The organism is Cryobacterium sp. MP_3.1 (assembly GCF_035984795.1).
GTDB classification, from domain to species: Bacteria; Actinomycetota; Actinomycetes; order Actinomycetales; family Microbacteriaceae; genus Cryobacterium; species Cryobacterium zongtaii.
The window spans coordinates 80,916-98,533 of sequence record NZ_JAXCHV010000006.1; the positions used below are offsets into that span (position 1 = coordinate 80,916).

General features: G+C 67.7%; 18 protein-coding genes. 8 read left to right on the forward strand and 10 right to left on the reverse strand.

The annotated features are described in order from the left end of the window. Nucleotides 1-69: 69 nt before the first annotated feature. The 3 genes from RCH12_RS05840 (at nt 70) to RCH12_RS05850 (ending at nt 3,543) form a co-directional block, all read left to right on the forward strand. Nucleotides 70-849 carry an isoprenyl transferase gene (locus RCH12_RS05840; protein WP_103429803.1) on the forward strand — a complete coding sequence of 260 codons (780 nt, stop codon included), beginning with the start codon at nt 70-72 and terminating at the stop codon, nt 847-849. Continuing rightward, entirely contained in the window at nt 846-1,994 is a 1,149-nt protein-coding gene (locus tag RCH12_RS05845; RefSeq protein ID WP_327016304.1) for an aminotransferase class V-fold PLP-dependent enzyme, read from the forward strand. Before RCH12_RS05840 ends, RCH12_RS05845 begins: the two co-directional genes overlap by 4 nt. A 199-nt stretch (nt 1,995-2,193) precedes the next feature. Beyond that, nucleotides 2,194-3,543 (forward strand): PhoH family protein, encoded by a 1,350-nt coding sequence (locus tag RCH12_RS05850; RefSeq protein WP_370291286.1) that lies wholly within the window; start codon nt 2,194-2,196, stop codon nt 3,541-3,543. Nucleotides 3,544-3,619: 76 nt separating this feature from the next. Here the strand turns inward: RCH12_RS05850 and RCH12_RS05855 are convergent, their stop codons facing one another. Genes RCH12_RS05855 through xseA form a run of 5 tightly spaced genes read right to left on the reverse strand, consistent with a single transcriptional unit; the run spans nt 3,620 to nt 7,899 of the window. Further along, the gene (locus RCH12_RS05855; protein WP_327016305.1) at nt 3,620-5,032 is read right to left on the reverse strand and encodes a class II fumarate hydratase; all 1,413 of its coding nucleotides are present in this window, start codon (nt 5,030-5,032) and stop codon (nt 3,620-3,622) included. A 52-nt stretch (nt 5,033-5,084) separates the two neighbouring features. After that, nucleotides 5,085-5,729 (reverse strand): carbonic anhydrase, encoded by a 645-nt coding sequence (locus tag RCH12_RS05860; RefSeq protein WP_103429750.1) that lies wholly within the window; start codon nt 5,727-5,729, stop codon nt 5,085-5,087. Next, nucleotides 5,726-6,403, reverse strand: a complete 678-nt coding sequence (locus tag RCH12_RS05865) for a DUF4245 domain-containing protein (protein WP_327016306.1) — start codon at nt 6,401-6,403, stop codon at nt 5,726-5,728. The genes RCH12_RS05860 and RCH12_RS05865 overlap by 4 nt, the downstream gene beginning before the upstream one ends. Beyond that, the gene (locus RCH12_RS05870; protein ID WP_103429799.1) at nt 6,400-6,648 is read right to left on the reverse strand and encodes an exodeoxyribonuclease VII small subunit; all 249 of its coding nucleotides are present in this window, start codon (nt 6,646-6,648) and stop codon (nt 6,400-6,402) included. Before RCH12_RS05870 ends, RCH12_RS05865 begins: the two co-directional genes overlap by 4 nt. A gap of 24 nt (nt 6,649-6,672) precedes the next feature. Further along, nucleotides 6,673-7,899, reverse strand: a complete 1,227-nt coding sequence (gene xseA, locus RCH12_RS05875) for an exodeoxyribonuclease VII large subunit (RefSeq protein WP_240632223.1) — start codon at nt 7,897-7,899, stop codon at nt 6,673-6,675. A gap of 102 nt (nt 7,900-8,001) precedes the next feature. Here xseA and RCH12_RS05880 point away from each other — a divergent pair, with 102 nt between their 5' ends. Then, entirely contained in the window at nt 8,002-9,042 is a 1,041-nt protein-coding gene (locus tag RCH12_RS05880; protein WP_088458064.1) for a 4-hydroxy-3-methylbut-2-enyl diphosphate reductase, read from the forward strand. Between the two features lie 14 nt (nt 9,043-9,056). Here RCH12_RS05880 and RCH12_RS05885 read toward each other — a convergent pair whose 3' ends face one another. Together RCH12_RS05885 and fbaA are read right to left on the reverse strand one after the other, a co-directional pair. After that, a complete protein-coding gene (locus tag RCH12_RS05885) occupies nt 9,057-9,656 on the reverse strand; it encodes a DUF6264 family protein (RefSeq protein ID WP_327016307.1) in 600 nt (199 codons plus the stop codon). Nucleotides 9,657-9,674: 18 nt separating this feature from the next. Then, entirely contained in the window at nt 9,675-10,700 is a 1,026-nt protein-coding gene (fbaA, locus tag RCH12_RS05890) for a class II fructose-bisphosphate aldolase (RefSeq protein WP_103429747.1), read from the reverse strand. Nucleotides 10,701-10,927: 227 nt separating this feature from the next. Between fbaA and glpX the strand changes: the two genes are divergently transcribed. After that, on the forward strand, nt 10,928-11,860 hold the full coding sequence (gene glpX, locus RCH12_RS05895) for a class II fructose-bisphosphatase (protein WP_327016343.1): 933 nt from the start codon (nt 10,928-10,930) through the stop codon (nt 11,858-11,860). A gap of 12 nt (nt 11,861-11,872) precedes the next feature. Here the strand turns inward: glpX and RCH12_RS05900 are convergent, their stop codons facing one another. From RCH12_RS05900 to RCH12_RS05910, 3 genes are read right to left on the reverse strand one after another with little or no spacing between them, the layout of a single operon-like run. After that, nucleotides 11,873-12,541 carry a pentapeptide repeat-containing protein gene (locus tag RCH12_RS05900; protein WP_327016308.1) on the reverse strand — a complete coding sequence of 223 codons (669 nt, stop codon included), beginning with the start codon at nt 12,539-12,541 and terminating at the stop codon, nt 11,873-11,875. Continuing rightward, nucleotides 12,541-12,990: a nitroreductase family deazaflavin-dependent oxidoreductase gene (locus RCH12_RS05905; protein ID WP_103429744.1), complete on the reverse strand. Its 450-nt coding sequence runs from the start codon at nt 12,988-12,990 to the stop codon at nt 12,541-12,543. Before RCH12_RS05905 ends, RCH12_RS05900 begins: the two co-directional genes overlap by 1 nt. A 5-nt stretch (nt 12,991-12,995) precedes the next feature. Further along, nucleotides 12,996-14,228, reverse strand: coding sequence for an MFS transporter (locus RCH12_RS05910; RefSeq protein WP_327016309.1), 1,233 nt, complete (start codon nt 14,226-14,228; stop codon nt 12,996-12,998). A 41-nt stretch (nt 14,229-14,269) separates the two neighbouring features. Here RCH12_RS05910 and prfB point away from each other — a divergent pair, with 41 nt between their 5' ends. The 3 genes from prfB (at nt 14,270) to ftsX (ending at nt 17,582) form a co-directional block, all read left to right on the forward strand. Continuing rightward, nucleotides 14,270-15,376: a peptide chain release factor 2 gene (gene prfB / locus RCH12_RS05915; protein ID WP_327016310.1), complete on the forward strand. Its 1,107-nt coding sequence runs from the start codon at nt 14,270-14,272 to the stop codon at nt 15,374-15,376. Nucleotides 15,377-15,456: 80 nt separating this feature from the next. Next, nucleotides 15,457-16,671: a cell division ATP-binding protein FtsE gene (gene ftsE, locus RCH12_RS05920; RefSeq protein WP_327016311.1), complete on the forward strand. Its 1,215-nt coding sequence runs from the start codon at nt 15,457-15,459 to the stop codon at nt 16,669-16,671. Continuing rightward, entirely contained in the window at nt 16,668-17,582 is a 915-nt protein-coding gene (ftsX, locus tag RCH12_RS05925; RefSeq protein WP_103429741.1) for a permease-like cell division protein FtsX, read from the forward strand. Before ftsE ends, ftsX begins: the two co-directional genes overlap by 4 nt. Nucleotides 17,583-17,618: the final 36 nt, after the last annotated feature.

The window sequence follows — 17,618 nt, forward strand, 5'->3', positions numbered from 1 at the left end:
GGATACGGCAGCCTCGGCGGCGCCGCGGCGCGAACGCGGGCCGGATTGAGCTAGCGTAACTGTGTGCAGATGCGGCAATTCTCCCTCGGACGCGGACTCCTCTACAGGGTCTACCAGCGTCGGCTGCGTCGCGGGCTGACCGCGGCGGTCCTGCCGCGGCACGTGGCCATGATCATCGACGGCAACCGCCGGTGGGCCAAACAGCTCGGCTACGACTCCGCCGCCCACGGCCACCGGGCCGGGGCCGCGAAGATGCGCGAATTCCTGGAGTGGTGCGACGATCTCGGTATCTCCGTCGTCACGCTGTACCTGCTCTCGGCCGACAACCTCACCCAACGCCCGACCGAGGAACTCGACGCCCTTTTCGAGATCATCGCCGACCTCGCCGAGGACCTGTCGCACTACCGCGACTGGAAGGTGCAGCAGGTCGGGTCGAAGAAGTGCCTGCCCGGGCCCCTGGAGGGCGCCCTGTCCGCCGCGGAGGCCCGCACGCACGCCAACACGGGACTGCACGTGAACCTCGCCGTCGGCTACGGCGGCCGCACCGAGATCACCGACGCGATGCGCAGCATCGTCGCCACCCACCATGCCCACGGCGGCACTCTCGAGGACCTCGCCGAAACCCTCACCCCCGAACTCATCGGCCAACACCTGTACACGGGCGGCCAGCCCGACCCCGACCTCGTCATCCGCACCTCGGGCGAGCAGCGCCTCAGCGACTTCATGCTCTGGCAGAGCGCGCACAGCGAGTTCTATTTCGTCGAGGCCCTCGGCCCCGACCTCCGCCAGGTCGACTTCCTGCGGGCGCTGCGCGACTTCGCCAAACGGCACCGCAGGTTCGGCGGGTGAGCGCGGTCGAGACGCCCCTCGCCGCCTACCTGAACGGCTTCACCGAAGACCCCGGCTACCTGGACTACGGCCGTATCGGCCCCATGTCCAGCGCCGTCGTCGCCGAAACGCGCGGCCAGACCGAGATCCTGGCCAGGGCCCGACACGGTAGCCTCGGCCACTTCGGCGAGCAAGATCTGCGGATGCGCACCGCCGTGGCCGCGGGCCTGGGGTTCAGGGCCGACCAGATCGTCTCCCAACCGAACACCAGCATGGGCCTCATGCACGCCATGTTCGGCCTGACCGGCGACGTGCTGCTGTCACCGGCGGACTTTCCGAGCCTGCCGTTCGCGGCCAGCCGTGCCGCGGAGGCCCTGCACGTGGCGATGCCGCAGTGGCTCACGGCCGACGGCGGCGAGAACAGCGCCGGGCAGGTCACGCCCGGCCAGGTGCGGGACCAGCTGACACCGACCACCGTCGCGGTCGCCGTCAGCCTCGTCGATTCCCGCACGGGCTTCAGGGCCGACCTGGAAGGCATCCGGCAGGTCATCGGTGACAGGCTGCTCATCGTCGACGCCATTCAGGGCTTCGGGGTGGTGGATGCCGCCTACGAGGCGGCCGATGTCGTCGCCTCCGGCGGCCAGAAGTGGGTCAGGGCCGGTTGGGGAACCGGCTTCCTCGCCCTGAGCGACCGCGCCGTGGAACGGCTCACCCCGGTTGTCTCCGGATTCACCGGCACCGAGATCACCGAGCCGTGGGACCAGGTACCGCCGCCGGCACACGCGGCGTCGGCGTTCGGGGTGACCAACGGGGACGGCATCGCCCAGGCCCGGTTCGCGACGGCGCTGGAGGAGATCCAGGCCGCGGGCCTGCCCGCCATCGAGGCCCTGGTGTGCGCCAACGTCGAGCGACTGATCGATCTGGCCGACCAGTTCGGCATTCCGGTGCTCTCCGCCAGGGACGCCAGGGAACGGGCCGGCCTGGTGGTACTGGTACCGCCCGTGGAACGCCTCACCGCGCTCGGCGCCGCGCTGCACAACCACGGCGTGACGGTCACGACCCGGGGCGGCACGGTGCGGCTCAGCGTGCACGCGCACCTCGCCGACGAGACCGTCGACATGCTGCGCGGCGCCTTCACGGCGTACGCCGCCGCCGCCGGATACTGACCTAGCCGGCACCCGCCCGACGAACGTTAACGTCTCATGACGTTGGGCGTGTCGCTTTTCCAATTCCCAGCCACCCGACGTACGTTCATCTCATCAGGTATGGCGCCTGATCGAGACGGCCACATAAGTACGGCTCGAGAAAAAGCTTGTGGCCGCTCGCCAACAAATCCGCACCCTCGGGTGCGGGGTGGGAGTGGTTGTGACCGCTAATCGAACCGACTACCTGAACGCAGAACACACACCGTCAGGGGTCGACCAAACCGAGCGCACCTTCGTGCTGGACACCTCGGTTCTCCTGTCCGATCCGAAGGCGATCTTCCGGTTCGCCGAACACTCCGTCGTACTGCCGGTAGTGGTGATCACCGAACTGGAGTCCAAGCGCAACGACCCGGAGATCGGCTACTTCGCCCGGCAGGCGCTGCGGTACCTCGACGAACTGCGGGTCAAGCACGAACGACTCGACTTCGCCATCCCGGTGGGGGAGGGCGGCAGCCTGCGGGTCGAGCTGAACCACTCGAACATGTCGGTGCTGCCCTCCGGGTTGCAGCTGGGCGACAACGACTCGCGCATCCTCGCGGTGGCCATGAACCTGGCCAACGACGGACTCGCCGTCACCGTGGTGTCCAAGGACCTGCCGTTGCGGGTGAAGGCCGCCTCGATCGGACTGACCGCAGACGAGTACCGGCACGAGCTGGCTGTGGACTCCGGCTGGACGGGCATGGACGAGATCACCCTGAGCGCGGAGCAGGTCAACGACCTCTACGACAAGGAGTCCCTGCAGACCCGCCTGGTGCAGGACATGCCGGTCAACACGGGCCTGGTGATCCACTCCGACCGCGGCTCGGCCCTCGGCCGGGTCACCGGGCGGGGCGAGCTACGCCTGGTGCGCGGGGACCGCGACCTGTTCGGCCTGCACGGCCGCTCGGCCGAGCAACGCCTGGCGATCGACCTGCTGCTGGACCCGGAGATCGGCATCCTGTCGTTGGGAGGTCGAGCGGGGACGGGGAAGTCGGCGCTCGCTCTCTGCGCCGGCCTGGAAGCCGTGCTGGAACGGCAGCAGCACCGCAAGATCATGGTGTTCCGGCCGCTGTACGCGGTGGGCGGCCAGGAGCTCGGCTACCTGCCCGGTGACGCACAGGAGAAGATGGGCCCCTGGGGCCAGGCGGTGTTCGACACCCTCGGCGCACTGGTGAGCGAGAACGTCCTGGAGGAGGTCGTCGAGCGCGGCATCCTCGAGGTGCTGCCACTGACCCACATCCGTGGTCGGAGCCTGCACGACGCCTTCGTGATCGTCGACGAGGCGCAGTCGCTGGAGCGGAACGTGCTGCTGACGGTGCTCAGCCGGATCGGGCAGAACTCCAGGGTGGTGCTCACCCACGATGTGGCCCAGCGTGACAACCTGCGGGTGGGCCGCTTCGACGGTGTCGCGAGTGTGATCGAAACGCTGAAGGGCCACCCCTTGTTCGCCCACATGACCCTCACCCGGTCCGAGCGCAGCGCCATCGCCGCCCTCGTGACCGAGATGTTGGAGGGAAACGAGCTGGCCTGACGCCGAGTTGCCCACCTCCGGACGAGTTGCCCCCGCACAGCGGGGCAACTCGTCCGGAACGGGACACGTCGCGGGATTACGCCTGTGGCGGCCGGGTCATGCTCAGGACGTCCAGGGCCGTGTCGAGCTGCTCGAGGGTGACTTCGCCGCGTTCCACGAAGCCCAGGTCGATGACCGACTCGCGCACCGTGAGGCCCTGCGCCACGGAGTGCTTGGCCACCTTGGCGGCGGCCTCGTAGCCGATCACCCGGTTGAGCGGGGTGACGATCGAGGGCGACGACTCGGCCAGCGCGCGGGCACGGTCGAGGTTGGCCTCGAGGCCGTCGACGGTCTTGTCGGCGAGCACCCGGGCGCCGTTGGTGAGCAGCCGGATCGACTCGAGCAGCGCGGTGCCCATCACGGGGATGGCCACATTGAGTTCGAACGCGCCGGAGGCGCCGGACCAGGCGATGGTGGCGTCGTTGCCGATCACGCGGGAGCAGACCATGAGCACGGCCTCCGGGATGACCGGGTTGACCTTGCCGGGCATGATCGACGAGCCCGGTTGCAGGTCGGGGATGCTCAGCTCACCGATGCCGGTGTTGGGGCCGGAGCCCATCCAGCGCAGGTCGTTGCAGATCTTGGTGAGGCCAACGGCGATGGTGCGCAGTGCACCGGAGGCGTCGACCAGGCCGTCACGGTTGGCCTGGGCCTCGAAGTGGTCGATGGCCTCGGTGATCGGCAGCTCGGTCTCGTCGCAGAGCAGCTCGATGACGAGCTGCGGGAAGCCGGCCGGCGTGTTGATGCCGGTGCCGACGGCCGTGCCGCCCAGCGGCACCTCGGCGACGCGGGGGAGCGCGGTGCGCACCCGTTCGATGCCCAGGCGCATCTGGCGGGCGTAGCCGCCGAATTCCTGGCCGAGGGTGACCGGGGTGGCGTCCATCAGGTGGGTGCGGCCGGCCTTGACCGCGGTCGCCCACAGTTCGGCCTTGGCCTCGAACGCGACCGCGAGGTGATCCAGGGCCGGGATGAGGTCGTCGATGAGGGCGCTGGTCACGGCGATGTGCACCGAGGTGGGGAAGACGTCGTTGGAGGACTGCGACGCGTTCACGTGATCGTTGGGGTGCACCGGGCTGCCCAGGCGGCGGGTGGCGAGGGTGGCGAGCACCTCGTTCATGTTCATGTTCGACGAGGTTCCGCTGCCGGTCTGGTACACGTCGATGGGGAACTGGGCGTCGTATCGACCGGTGATGACCTCGTCGGCGGCGGCCGCGATGGCGTCGGCGATGTTCGAGTCGAGCACGCCGAGACGGGCGTTGGCGAGGGCCGCCGACTTCTTGATGCGGGCCAGGGCCGCGATCTGGGCGGACTCGAGCACGGATCCGGAGATCGGGAAGTTCTCGACCGCCCGCTGCGTCTGCGCACCGTAGAGCGCGTCCGCGGGAACCCGGACCTCGCCCATCGTGTCGTGTTCGATCCGGAATTCTGTTTCAGCTGAAATGTCCACCACGGTGTGTCATACCTTTCGATTCATGCGGGTTGCCGGTCGGTGTCGAGAGTTCCTAGACGACGCCGACGACGAGGTCAGGATCTGCGCGGCCCTCGAGGAGCCTGTAGTTCGCACCGACGATAGCCAATGTACCTTCTGCGATCGCGGCGCTGATCATCTCGGAGCGCTGCACCAGCTCCGCCACGGTGTCGCGCAGGTGTTCCCGGCCCACGGCGGATGCGTCCACATCGTCGGGGTCGAGCGGACCGGTTTCGGGCCCATTGACGCGGCGCACCGCCGGGACGATCTTCTCGATGATGCTGTTGATGTGCGGCGGCAGGGCCTGGGCGTCTTCGGCTTGTGAGTCGATGGCGGCTCGCACCGCGCCGCACCTGTCGTGGCCGAGCACCAGGATCAAGGGCACCTTGAGCACCGCAACGGCGTACTCGAGTGAGCCGAGCACCGAATCGGAGATGACCTGGCCGGCGTTCCGCACGACGAACAGGTCTCCCAGGCCCTTGTCGAAGATGATCTCGGCGGCGAGCCTGGAGTCGCTGCAGCCGAACAGGGCGGCCATGGGGTTCTGCACGAATGCGGTCTCGGCGCGACGGTCGACGTCCTGCCGGGGATGTTGCGGTGTGCCGGCCACGAAGCGTTCGTTGCCCGCGGCGAGGTCGTTCCAGACCTGGGCCGGTGTCGGAGTCGGTGTGTCGGTCATTCGCTGGAGCCGTTCTGTTCGGTGCCGGTCGGTTCGGTGCTGATCTGCTCGGCCACGGCGGCGGCGAGCACGGTCAGCTCTTCGTCGGTGGCGGTGCCGATCAGGAGATAGCTGCTGTCGCCGGCCTCGGTGACGAGGGCGGATTCGAAGTTGCCCCGGTCGGCGACCGGCGCGGGATTTCGGTAGACAGCCCAGTCCAGACCGGCGATCGTGATGGTGTCGGTCGCCTCGACGTCTTCGAGCTGGTCGGCCAGCCAGGTGGGGTTGGCGTCGACGGCCTGGGTGAGCCCGATGAACTCATTCTCGGGGGTGAGCAGGCCGAGGTACCAGCTCGAGACACCGTCGTTGCCGCCCTGGCGCCACTGAGCGGCGTTGGCACTCCAGCCGGGTGGGAGCACGGGCACGACGAGCGGTTCCTCGACGCCGGACTGCGCCTGTTCGGCGACGCTCGCGTAGTCGACCTCGCGATTGATCGGGGTGTCGCTGCGAGGCACGATCAGCACCAGCACGATCACCGCGCCGAGGGTCGCCAACAGCGAGTAGACGAGGTTGTTGATGGTCTTGCGGGACCGGTAGTTCTTGGAGTTGGTTGCCAGCCGATTAGCGCGTTCCTCGGCGGTCTCCGGGCGACCGAGCTCCGCGACGACGCGCGGTGGGCGGGGACTGCGGCTCATTCCGCGGTGGCCGCGCCGCGGGCGGCATCCAGGCGTGCTTTGGCGCCGATCAGCCATTCCTCACAGCGGGTGGCGAGGGTCTCGCCGCGCTCCCAGAGCGCCAGCGATTCCTCGAGCGTGGACGCGCCCTGCTCGAGCACCGAGACGACACGGATCAGTTCGTCCCTGGCCTGCTCGTAGCTGAGCGAGTCGACCGCCGGGACGGTGCCGGCGGTGGTCGGAGTCGGGGCTGCGGACGAAGTCATGTCATCCATCCTATTTCTTTCCATCTATTTCGAGACCGCGGGCACGGTGCCAACGCCCACGGTGATGCGCAGCTCGGTGCCGGCCGGGGCCTGGTCGCTGGAGCGCAGCACGTGGCCGTCCGGCAGCTGCACGATGGCGTAGCCGCGGTCGAGGGTGCCCTGGGGGGAGAGGGCGCGCAGTTGGGAGCGCAGCTCGACGACGCTGGACCCGGCGCGTTCGAGGGTGCGGTGCATCAGCTCGGTACCGCGCGCCACATACCGGGTCAGGTCCTGCGATCGACTGTCGATGATCCAGTCCGCGCCGGCGAGTACCGGCCGGCTGCGCAACTGGCCGAGCCTGTCGACCTCGGTGGCGAGGATGCCGGTGAGCCGGCTGCTCAGCCGCGCCCGCGCCTGCTGCACCCGGTTGAGTTCGTCGGAGACGTCGGGCACCACTCGCTTCGCCGCGTCGGTGGGGGTCGAGGCGCGGAGATCGGCGACATCGTCGAGCAGCGGCCGGTCGGCCTCGTGGCCGATGGCGCTGACCACCGGGGTAGTGCAGGCCGCGACGGCGCGCACGAGTGACTCGTCGCTGAAGCCGAGCAGGTTCTGGAAGTCGCCGCCGCCGCGGGCGACGATGATGACGTCCACCTCGGGGTCGGCATCCAACGCCCGGATGGCCGCGGTGACCTCACCGACCATCCGGTCGCCCTGCACGGCGGCGTGTACCACCCTGAAGTCGACGGCCGGCCAGCGCAACTGGGCGTTGCGGAGCACGTCTTTCTCGGCGTCGGAGTCCTTGCCGGTGACCAACCCGATGCGGTGCGGCAGGAACGGCAGCGATCGTTTGCGGGACGCGTCGAAGAGGCCCTCGGCCTTGAGCTGCGCGCGCAGCCGTTCGAGCCGTTCCAGCAGATCGCCGAGCCCGACGTGGCGCAGCTCGAAGACCTGCATCGTGAGGGAGCCGCCCTTGACCCAGTAGTTGGGCTTCACGAGCGCGATGACCCTGTCGCCCTGCTTGAAGTCACCGGTCAGGCGGGCCTTCACCGACGACCAGACCGTGAAGCTCACCGTCGCATCCACCGAGAGGTCCTTGAGCTTGCCGTAGACGTTGCCGCCACTGGTGCCCCACTGCACGATCTCGCCCTCCACCCAGGCGGTGCCGAGTCGTTCGATATAGCCGCGGATCTTGTTCGAGAGCACAGCGACGGGCCAGGGGGCGTCGACGGTGGGCGGCTCGTCGCCCGCGGCGGGCATCGTGACTGCGTTCATGGGTCTCCTGGTCTGCTGAGGGCTCGCACGGTCCGTTCAGACATGCCCGCTTAGACTGTTCGGGTGAGTACCAGTACTAATGCGCCCGTGATCGGCCTTGGCATGCCCAGAATTCCCAGCCTGCGCAACAGGCTCAAGGATACCCCGGTGGTCGGGCCGAAAAAGGTGTTGCTCGCTGCCCCGCGCGGCTACTGCGCCGGCGTGGACCGGGCCGTCATCGCGGTGGAGAAGGCCCTCGAACTGTACGGGGCGCCCGTCTACGTGCGTAAGCAGATCGTGCACAACACCCACGTGGTGAGTGAACTCGAGAAGAAGGGCGCCATCTTCGTCGAAGAAGTGGATGAGGTCCCCACCGGTTCGCATATCGTCTTCAGCGCGCATGGCGTGTCGCCGGCCGTGGTCAACGCCGCCGCCGCCCGCGGCCTGTCGGCCATCGACGCCACCTGCCCGCTCGTCACCAAGGTGCACCGCGAGGCTGTGCGCTTCGCCCGCGACGACTTCGAGATCTTGCTGATCGGCCACGAAGGCCACGAAGAGGTCGAGGGCACCGCCGGCGAGGCGCCGGAGCACACGACGCTCGTCGGCAGCCCGGACGAGGCCGACACTATCGTCGTGCGCGACCCGGACAAGGTGGTCTGGCTGTCGCAGACCACGCTGAGCGTTGACGAGACCATGGAGACGGTGCGCCGGCTGCGGGCCCGGTTCCCGAACCTGCAGGACCCGCCCAGCGACGACATCTGCTACGCCACCCAGAACCGTCAGGTGGCCATCAAGAAGGTCGCCCGCGACTCCGATCTGGTGATCGTGGTGGGGTCGGCGAACTCGTCCAACTCGGTACGCCTGGTGGAAGTGGCGCTGGAGTACGGCGCGAAGGCCGCCTACCGGGTGGACTACGCCAACGAAGTGAAGCAGGAGTGGCTCGACGGCGTGAACACCGTCGGCGTCACGAGCGGAGCATCCGTGCCGGAGGAACTCGTCGAGGAACTGCTGCGCGACCTGGCCGGCGCCGGCTACGGCGACGTGGAGCAGATCAAGACCGCCGAGGAAGACCTGCTGTTCTCGCTGCCCAAGGAGCTCCGCAAGGACCTGCAGGGCAAGACCGACGCGCGTGCGCTCGGCGGCAGGGTCAGCCGACCGGAGTAGTCGGCGGCCGGGCCTTACGGCTGGCTGAGGTACTCGAGCAATACCGGGTCGCCGGCGAGCACGACGGCCACGGCCGCGACCAGCAGGACAAACGCGACGACGCCGCCGATGATCGGAACGTAGAACGCGCGTCGGCCGCGCAACAGCAGCAGGATCGAGGAGATGGCCGCGGCCACCCAGACGACGGCCTGGCCGATGCTGCCACCGGTGATGATCGCGGTGACGGAGTCCGTCACGGTGTACTCACCCAGGTCGGCCTGCGAATAGAGCATCGCCAGGGCCTGCGGCAGGCTGCCGAGCATCGAGATGGTGAAGTAGGCGCCGAGCAGTCCGAAGACCAGCAGGCTGATGGTGAGGGGTCGGTCCCAGGCCGGCGCCGTTCCCGGCACCGAACCCGGCGCCGCGGAGGCCGGCCGTTCGGCCGATCCCCGCGTCGCCCTGGCCGGCGTCACCGTGGTGGATGCGGCGGCAGAGGCCGCAGGAACGGGTTCGTCCTGCGGCGGCGTCCAGGTCCAGCCCTCCGGAGCCAGCTCGCCGTAGCGGGGCTGGGGGCGGTAGTCCACCGGCGGGGTGACCGCCGGGGTCTGGTCTGAAGCGTTCTCTGCCATCGTCATCCGGTGTTTTCTGTTGAACTAGCTGTTGGAGTGCCCGGCGGAACCGAGCTGGCGGGTGGCCTGGGCAACGCGAGCAGCCATGGCCGTCTCGGCAACCTTGCCCCAGGCGCGCGGGTCGTACAGCTTCTTGTTTCCGACCTCACCGTCGACCTTGAGCACGCCGTCGTAGTTCTTCAGCATGTAGTCGGCGATGGCGCGGGTGAACGCGTACTGGGTGTCGGTGTCGACGTTCATCTTCACGACACCGTTCTTTACGGCTTCGGCGATCTCGGCATCGGTCGAGCCCGAGCCACCGTGGAAGACGAGGTCGAGGGGCAGTGCGCTGGTGCCGTACTTGGCGGCGACGCTGGCCTGGATCTCCGCAAGGAGCTCCGGACGCAGCTTGACGTTGCCGGGCTTGTAGACGCCGTGCACGTTGCCGAAGGTGAGGGCGGCCATGTAGCGGCCCTGTTCGCCGAGGCCGAGGGCCTCGATCATCTTGACGGTGTCGTCGAAGGTCGTGTACAGGTTGTCGTTGATGTCGCCCTCAACGCCGTCTTCTTCGCCGCCGACGGCGCCGATCTCGACCTCGAGGATGGCGTTGATCGCCTTGGTGCGGGTGATGATGCCCTTGGCGATCTCGAGGTTCTCGTCGAGCGCGATGGCAGAGCCGTCCCACATGTGCGACTGGAAGATCGGGTTGAAGCCATCGGCGACGGCGGTCTCGGAGGCCGAGATGAGGGGCAGGACGAAGTCGTCCAGCGCACCCTTGGGGCAGTGGTCGGTGTGCAGGGCCACGGTGACGGGGTAGTTGTCAGCAACGGCGTGCGCGAACTTGGCGAACGCGAGGGCGCCGGCGGCACGGTTCTTGACGGTGTGACCGGCGAAGTAGTCGGCGCCACCGGTGGTGACCTGGATGATGCCGTCAGAGCCGGCTTCGGTCAGGCCCTGGAGAACGGCGTTGATGGACTGCGAGGAGGAGACGTTGAATGCGGGGTACGCGAACCCCTTCGACTTGGCCTTGTTCAGCATTTCGGCGTATTGGTCTGGGGTTGCGATGGGCATTGCTTCTCCTCGAAATCGAGCGGGGGTGTCCGTCAAGTCTAGCGAGGGCTTCTGTGTGAGCGCTCGGGGTACAAGGTCCCGCTCTGGGCACGCTGGGTATGCTGGCCACGTACCGGCGTAGTTCCGGCTCAGTCCCTCAGCAACCCACATACGACCTCGAAGGACACCAACACACAGTGACTACTGAACACGATTCTCTCTACCTCCACCCCGACCGCAGCCTCGGCATGGAGCTGGTGCGGGCCACCGAAGCCGCCGCCATCCGCGCCGTGCCGTTCATCGGCCGCGGCGACAAGAACGCCGCAGACGGTGCCGCCGTCGACGCGATGCGCAAATTCCTCGGCACTGTCGATTTCGACGGCGTCGTCGTCATCGGCGAGGGCGAGAAGGATGACGCACCGATGCTCTACAGCGGCGAGCACGTCGGCAGCGGGCGCGGGCCCTCCTGCGACATCGCGGTGGACCCCATCGACGGCACCTCACTGACCGCCAACGGGCGTCAGAACGCACTGAGCATGATCGCGGTCGCCGACCGCGGCAGCATGTACGACCCCAGCGCGGTGTTCTACATGGACAAGATCGTCACCGGATGGGAGGGCCACAACGTCGTGGACCTGCGCCTGCCGATCGGCGAGAACATTCGTGCCCTGGCCAAGGCCAAGGGCAAGGATGTGTCCGACATGACCATCGCCATCCTGGACCGGCCGCGGCACGCCGGCCTGATCGAAGAGGTGCGCGCCGCCGGCGCCGGTACCCGGTTGATGCTCGACGGCGACGTGGCCGGCGGCATCAACGCGGCCATCACCGAGACCCGGATCGACATGTGCGTCGGCATCGGCGGCACCCCGGAGGGCATCATCACCGCCTGCGCGTTGAAGGCGTTGGGCGGTTTCATCCAGGCGAAGCTGCACCCCAAGGACGACGACGAGGCCCAGCGGGCCATCGACGCCGGCCACGACCTCGACCGGATCCTGGGCGTGAACGACCTCGTCACCAGCGACAACACCTATTTCGTCGCCACCGGCGTCACCGACGGCCAACTGGTCGGCGGGGTGCGCAAGATGGGGCCGAAGATCCGCACCGAGAGCATCGTGTTGCGCGGCAGCACCGGCACCATCCGCCGGGTCGTGGCCGAGCACCTTGCGGAGAAGTGGCTCTAGAAAGCACTACTCCTATTCAACGATGATGCCCAGCTGCGCCGCGAGCAACGGAGCGAGCAGCGCGAGCTGGGCGTCGTCGATGGTGGCACCCTTGAGCCCTTCCAGGCTGTGGATGGCCGAGAAGTCGCTCGAGCGCAGGTCCACGTCGGTCAGCCGGGCGCCGGCCACGTCGAGGGTGCCGATCCGGCAGTCGCGCAGTTCGAGCCGTTGCACGGTGGCGCCGGAGAGGTCGAGCTCGTCGATGATGCAGTTGGAGATCAGCACATCGGTGAGGGTGGCGTTGCGCAGGTTGATGAAGTCCAGCTTCGACCCGTCCAGCTGAACGCTGCGCAGGCTCGAGTCGTAGAGCTCGACCGAGCCGAGCCTGGAGTGCTCGATGCGCACGTCCCGCCAGCTCGATCGTGGCGCGCTGAACACGGCCGCGTGCAGTTCGGTGGCGACGCACTCGTTCCAGGTGCTGCCGCGCAGCACCGTGGTATTCAGGTCGACGCCGCGGAACTCACACTCCGCGAACCGGGTGCCGGTGAAGTCCCGGCCGGAGAAGTCCACCCTGCTGTAGCGTTCGGCCTCACGGTCGTCCCCGCGGCCCACCAGCGTGCCGTCGTTGTCGAGCAGGTTGTCGAGGATAATCCGGTCCAGCTGGGGTCCGCGCCGCTTCGACCGGCCCGGTGGCTTGGCCACTAGGAAGCCGGCTCGGCGACGGGTTCGAGCAGGAATACCGGGATGACCCGGTCGGTCTTGACCTGGTAATCGGCGTAGTCGGGGTACGCCAGAACGGCCCGCTCCCACCAGAGGGCCTTTTCGTCGCCGGTGATCTCCCGGGCGATCATGTCGCGTCGCACCGGACCGTCCTGCACCTCGACGAGCGGATGGGCGAGCACGTTGGCGTACCAGACCGGGTTCTTCGGGCTGCCGCCGAGCGATGCCACGGCTGCGTAACGGCCGTCGTGTTCGACGCGCATGAGCGGAGCCTTGCGGATCTTGCCGGATTTGGCGCCGAGGGTGCTCAGGACGATCACGGGCATCCCGCGCATGGTGGTGCCCTTGGTGCCGCCGGAGGTCTCGTACAGTTCGACCTGGTCGCGGACCCACTTCTCGGGGCTGGGCTCGTACTCTCCGTGCAGGGGCATGCTGGCTATCTTTCTCTCGGGGGAAAACGGGGGTGGCGCGGGGCGTACCGCGGAATGTAGCGCCAGAGCACGCCGGCTCCCACCAGGCCAACCATTCCCATCACAGCACTGGCCACCGACAGCGACAACAGTGCGATTATGCCGGCGACGGCCAGGGGAGCGGCGGCGCTGCCGAAGTCGGCGGTGAACCGCCAGGCGCCCAGGAACGGGGCCGGGCCGCCGGCCGGCGCCAGGTCGGCGCCCAGGGTCATCAGCAATCCGCTCCCGATGCCGTTGGCCACGGACAGGAACATCGCCACGGCGATGAACCACGCCACGTTCTCCGGCAGATCGTGGGTGAACGCGAGGGCGAGCATGCCGACACCCAGTCCGATCATCGACGGGATCGCGGTCCACATGCGCCCGAAGCGGTCCATGATCTGGCCGCTGGCATAGAAGAGCGCGAAGTCGATGCCGCCTGCGATGCCGATGATCAGGGCGGTGTCGGGTTCGTTGATGCCGATGCTGACCGCCCAGAGCGGCAGCAGCACCGTGCGGGTGGCCCGCATCGCACCGACCAGTCCCGCGCCGGTGCCCAGCCGGAGCAGCACACCCCGGTAGCGCCAGATGGTGCTGAACAGCCCCGCGGTCTCCACGGCGGCGACGGGAGCGGGCTTCGCGAACGTCACCGTCGGATCCGGCAGCAGCATCAGCACGACGGCGGCGGCCACGCAGCAGACGATGAACACCCAGAAAACGGCGGTGGTGCTGCCGGTGAGGTGGATGACCCCGGCGGCCAGGAACGGTCCGACGAACCAGCCGGCGCGGAAGACGCCGCCGAGGGTCGACAGCGCCCTGGCCCGGTAGGCCACGGGCACGTAGCTGGTCATGAAGGCGTGCCGGGCCAGAGCGAACACGGCCGTGGCCAGGCCGATCAGGAAGATGCCCACCAGCAGCACGACCGGGTTGGGGGCAACGATGCAGACCAGCACGGCGATGATCGCCAGCAGCGATGCCCCGATCATCGAGTTGCGTTCGCCGATGCGGGACACTATCGCCCCGCTGGGGATGTCGCCGACGAGTTCACCGACCATGACCATGGCCGCGATGAAGCCGGCGAAGGCCAGCGACGCGCCGAGGCCGTCGGCCACCAGGGGGATGAGCGGGATCATCGCACCCTCGCCGATGGAGAAGAGCAGCGTGGGGAGAAACGCGGCCAGAGCCACTCCCCGGAGGCTGAAGGGGCGCTCGGTGCTCATCCGTTCGATGTTACCTCTCGCCCGGTAGGCTGGATTCCACAATGATTGAGCTGGATTTCTCTGAGCAGATCGCCGCGCTGCGGGCCACGTTTGACGACATCCGGTCGGTGATCGACATCGACAGGCTGAAGCTGGACATTGCCGAGTTGAGCGACCAGGCGGGCGCCCCCGACCTATGGAACGACTCCGAGCACGCCCAAAAGGTGACCAGCGAGCTCAGCCACCGCCAGAGCGAGCTCAAGCGCATCGACAGCATCGAGTCCCGCCTCGACGACCTCGAGGTGCTCGTGGAGCTGGCCAACGCCGAGGGCGACCAGGAATCGGCCGATGAGGCCACGGCCGAACTGCGCAGCGTGCAGAAGGTCCTCGGCGACCTCGAGGTGCACACCCTGCTCAACGGTGAGTTCGACCCGAACCCGGCCGTGATCACCATCCGGGCGGGGGCCGGTGGCGTGGACGCCGCCGACTTTGCCGAGATGCTGTTGCGCATGTACCTGCGGTGGGCCGAGCAGCACGCTTACACCACCAACGTTCTCGACGTGAGTTACGCCGAAGAGGCCGGCATCAAGTCCGCCACGTTCGAGGTGAACGCGCCGTACGCGTTCGGCACCCTCAGCGTCGAAGCCGGCACGCACCGCCTGGTCCGGATGAGCCCGTTCAACTCCGCGGGCAAGCGCCAGACCTCCTTCGCCGCCGTCGAGGTGGTCCCGCTGATCGCCCAGGCCGAGGCCGTGGAGATTCCCGACAACGACATCCGCGTCGACGTGTTCCGCTCCAGCGGCCCCGGCGGGCAGTCGGTGAACACCACAGACTCCGCCGTGCGCATCACCCACCTGCCCACCGGACTGGTGGTGAGCTGCCAGAACGAGAAGAGCCAGATCCAGAACCGCGCGGCGGCGATGCGGGTGCTGGCGTCCAGGCTGCTGTTGCTGCAGCGTGAGCAGGAAGCGGCCACCAAGAAGGAGTTCGCCGGAATCATCACCGCCAGCTGGGGTGACCAGATGCGAAGCTACGTGCTCGCGCCGTATCAAATGGTCAAGGACCTGCGCACCGAGTACGAGGTCAACAACCCGTCCAACGTGTTCGACGGTGACCTGGACGGATTCATCGCCGCGGGCATCCGCTGGCGCAAGACCCCCACCGACTAGGTGAGCCAACCTTTGGACTTGCTGCTTGAGGTATGTCGCAAGTAGGTAAATCCCGGATGGCTGCCTAGGCTCGAAACGCCATGATCCGATTTGATCACATCACCAAGAAATATCCCGGTACGAACCGACCGGCCCTGAACTCAATCGACGTCGAAATTCTTCGCGGCGAGTTTGTCTTCCTGGTCGGGGCTTCGGGCTCGGGAAAGTCGAGCTGCCTTCGCCTGATGTTGAAGGAGGAGAAGCCGTCCAGCGGAAGCATTCACGTGCTCGGCCAGGACCTGCGCTCCATCTCCAACCGCAAGGTGCCCTACTTCCGTCGCAACCTCGGGGTGGTCTTCCAGGACTTCCGTCTGCTGCCGAACAAGACCGTCTACGACAACGTCGCGTTCAGCCTGCAGGTCATCGGTAAGTCCCGTGGGTACATCCAGGAGGCCGTTCCCGACACCCTGCAGATGGTGGGCCTGGCCGAAAAGGCGCAGCGTCTGCCACACGAACTCTCCGGTGGTGAGCAGCAGCGCGTGGCGATCGCCCGAGCGATCGTGAACAAACCGCAGATCGTTCTCGCCGACGAACCGACCGGAAACCTCGACCCCACCACCAGCGCCGAGATCATGTCGCTGCTGGCCCGGATCAACGCCGGCGGAACCACCGTGATCATGGCCACGCACGAGGCCGGCATCGTCGACAAGATGAAGCGCCGCGTGATCGAACTCTCCGCGGGCCAGATCGTGCGCGACGAGCGTCAGGGCGGCTACGCCACGGCGGCCATCCCGATGGTGCTTCCCCCCGGCGAGCGGGCCGCGTCGCGGTCCTCGCGGATGCCGGCCACGGGCGCAGCCCCGGCCACGCCGCTGACCTACCCCGCGACCCACCCCGCGCCGGAGGTGCTGCCCCAGGAGGTGGCATCGGCCGAGGTCGAGGCCGCCGCCGTTGCGGTGAGCACCGCACTGCCGGTGGAGCCGACGCCCGAACCGGCACCGGTGATCGAACGGGCCGAGCCCGTCGTGGCGCCCACCCCGCCGGTCCCTGTCCTAGCGCCCACACCGCCGGTCCCGGTCATGGCGGAGCAGCCCGCAGCGGTTGACCGTCAGCCGGAAACCCCTCAGCCGGAACCCGACCAGCAGGCCACTGCGCCGCCGGTCGAGCAACCGACCTCCACGATGTCCAGGCCGGTGCTCCCGGTCACCCAGCACGACGAACCAGAACAGCTCACCTTGGCCGAGAAGCTCGGCCTGCGGGCTCCGGGCGAAAAGGCCGATCCCACCAGTGAGCAGAACGTAGGACCCACCCGATGAGACTCGGACTTGTGCTTTCCGAAGCATCCAACGGCCTGCGCCGCAACGCCTCCATGGTCGTCTCGGTCGTGCTGGTCACCTTCATCTCGCTCACCTTCGTGGGCGCGGCGATCCTGATGCAGATGCAGATCGGCCAGATGAAGAACTTCTGGTACGACCGCGCACAGGTGGGCATTTACATGTGCACCGCCATCTCGCCGGGGGAGACCTGCACCGCAGGCGAAGCCTCCCAGGAGCAGATCGACTCGGTGGAGGCGCAGCTGGAGTCCCCGACCCTGGCGACCTTCATCGACAAGTACTACTTCGAGACGCACGAGCAGGCGTTCGAGAACTTCAAGACGCAGTTCGCGGGCAACCCCGTGGCCGACTACGTGACGGCCGAACAGCTCAACCAGACGTTCTGGGTCAACCTCAACAACCCCGAGGACTCCGAGGTGCTGGTCGAGAGCCTGTCCGGCGTCGCCGGGGTCGAGAATGTCGCCGATCAACGCAAGTACCTCGATCAGATCTTCTCGGTGCTGAACGTGGCCAGCTATACAGCCATCGGCATCGCCTCGTTGATGCTGGTGGCGGCGGCCCTGCTGATTGCCACGACCATCCGGCTGTCGGCGTTCTCCAGGCGCAAGGAGTTGGGCATCATGCGACTGGTGGGTGCGTCGAACCGGTTCATCCAAACGCCGTTCATCCTGGAGGGTGTCTTCGCGGCGCTGCTGGGTTCACTGCTGGCCGGTGGTGCGATCGTGGCGATCGTGCACTACTTCGTGCAGGGCTACCTGGGTGCCAGTCTCACCGGCTTCGCGCTGGTCGGCCTCGATGACGCGTTCACCGTGGTGCCGATCCTGCTGGTGCTCGGTGCGGCGCTGGCCGCGGCGTCGGCCAACTTCGCGATCACCCGCTATCTGAAGGTCTGATCAGATCCACTAGACTGATGGGCTGCCCGGCGGATG

Bases quoted from the DNA above. Each gene is read 5' to 3' on its own strand.
- RCH12_RS05840 (WP_103429803.1), top strand. From the start codon at position 70: ATGCGGCAATTCTCCCTCGGACGCGGACTCCTCTACAGGGTCTACCAG.
- RCH12_RS05860 (WP_103429750.1), bottom strand. From the start codon at position 5,729: ATGACCGACACACCGACTCCGACACCGGCCCAGGTCTGGAACGACCTC.
- RCH12_RS05865 (WP_327016306.1), bottom strand. From the start codon at position 6,403: ATGAGCCGCAGTCCCCGCCCACCGCGCGTCGTCGCGGAGCTCGGTCGC.
- RCH12_RS05870 (WP_103429799.1), bottom strand. From the start codon at position 6,648: ATGACTTCGTCCGCAGCCCCGACTCCGACCACCGCCGGCACCGTCCCG.
- xseA (WP_240632223.1), bottom strand. From the start codon at position 7,899: ATGAACGCAGTCACGATGCCCGCCGCGGGCGACGAGCCGCCCACCGTC.
- RCH12_RS05880 (WP_088458064.1), top strand. From the start codon at position 8,002: ATGCCCAGAATTCCCAGCCTGCGCAACAGGCTCAAGGATACCCCGGTG.
- RCH12_RS05885 (WP_327016307.1), bottom strand. From the start codon at position 9,656: ATGACGATGGCAGAGAACGCTTCAGACCAGACCCCGGCGGTCACCCCG.
- fbaA (WP_103429747.1), bottom strand. From the start codon at position 10,700: ATGCCCATCGCAACCCCAGACCAATACGCCGAAATGCTGAACAAGGCC.
- glpX (WP_327016343.1), top strand. From the start codon at position 10,928: ATGGAGCTGGTGCGGGCCACCGAAGCCGCCGCCATCCGCGCCGTGCCG.
- RCH12_RS05905 (WP_103429744.1), bottom strand. From the start codon at position 12,990: ATGCCCCTGCACGGAGAGTACGAGCCCAGCCCCGAGAAGTGGGTCCGC.
- RCH12_RS05910 (WP_327016309.1), bottom strand. From the start codon at position 14,228: ATGAGCACCGAGCGCCCCTTCAGCCTCCGGGGAGTGGCTCTGGCCGCG.
- prfB (WP_327016310.1), top strand. From the start codon at position 14,270: ATGATTGAGCTGGATTTCTCTGAGCAGATCGCCGCGCTGCGGGCCACG.
- ftsE (WP_327016311.1), top strand. From the start codon at position 15,457: ATGATCCGATTTGATCACATCACCAAGAAATATCCCGGTACGAACCGA.
- ftsX (WP_103429741.1), top strand. From the start codon at position 16,668: ATGAGACTCGGACTTGTGCTTTCCGAAGCATCCAACGGCCTGCGCCGC.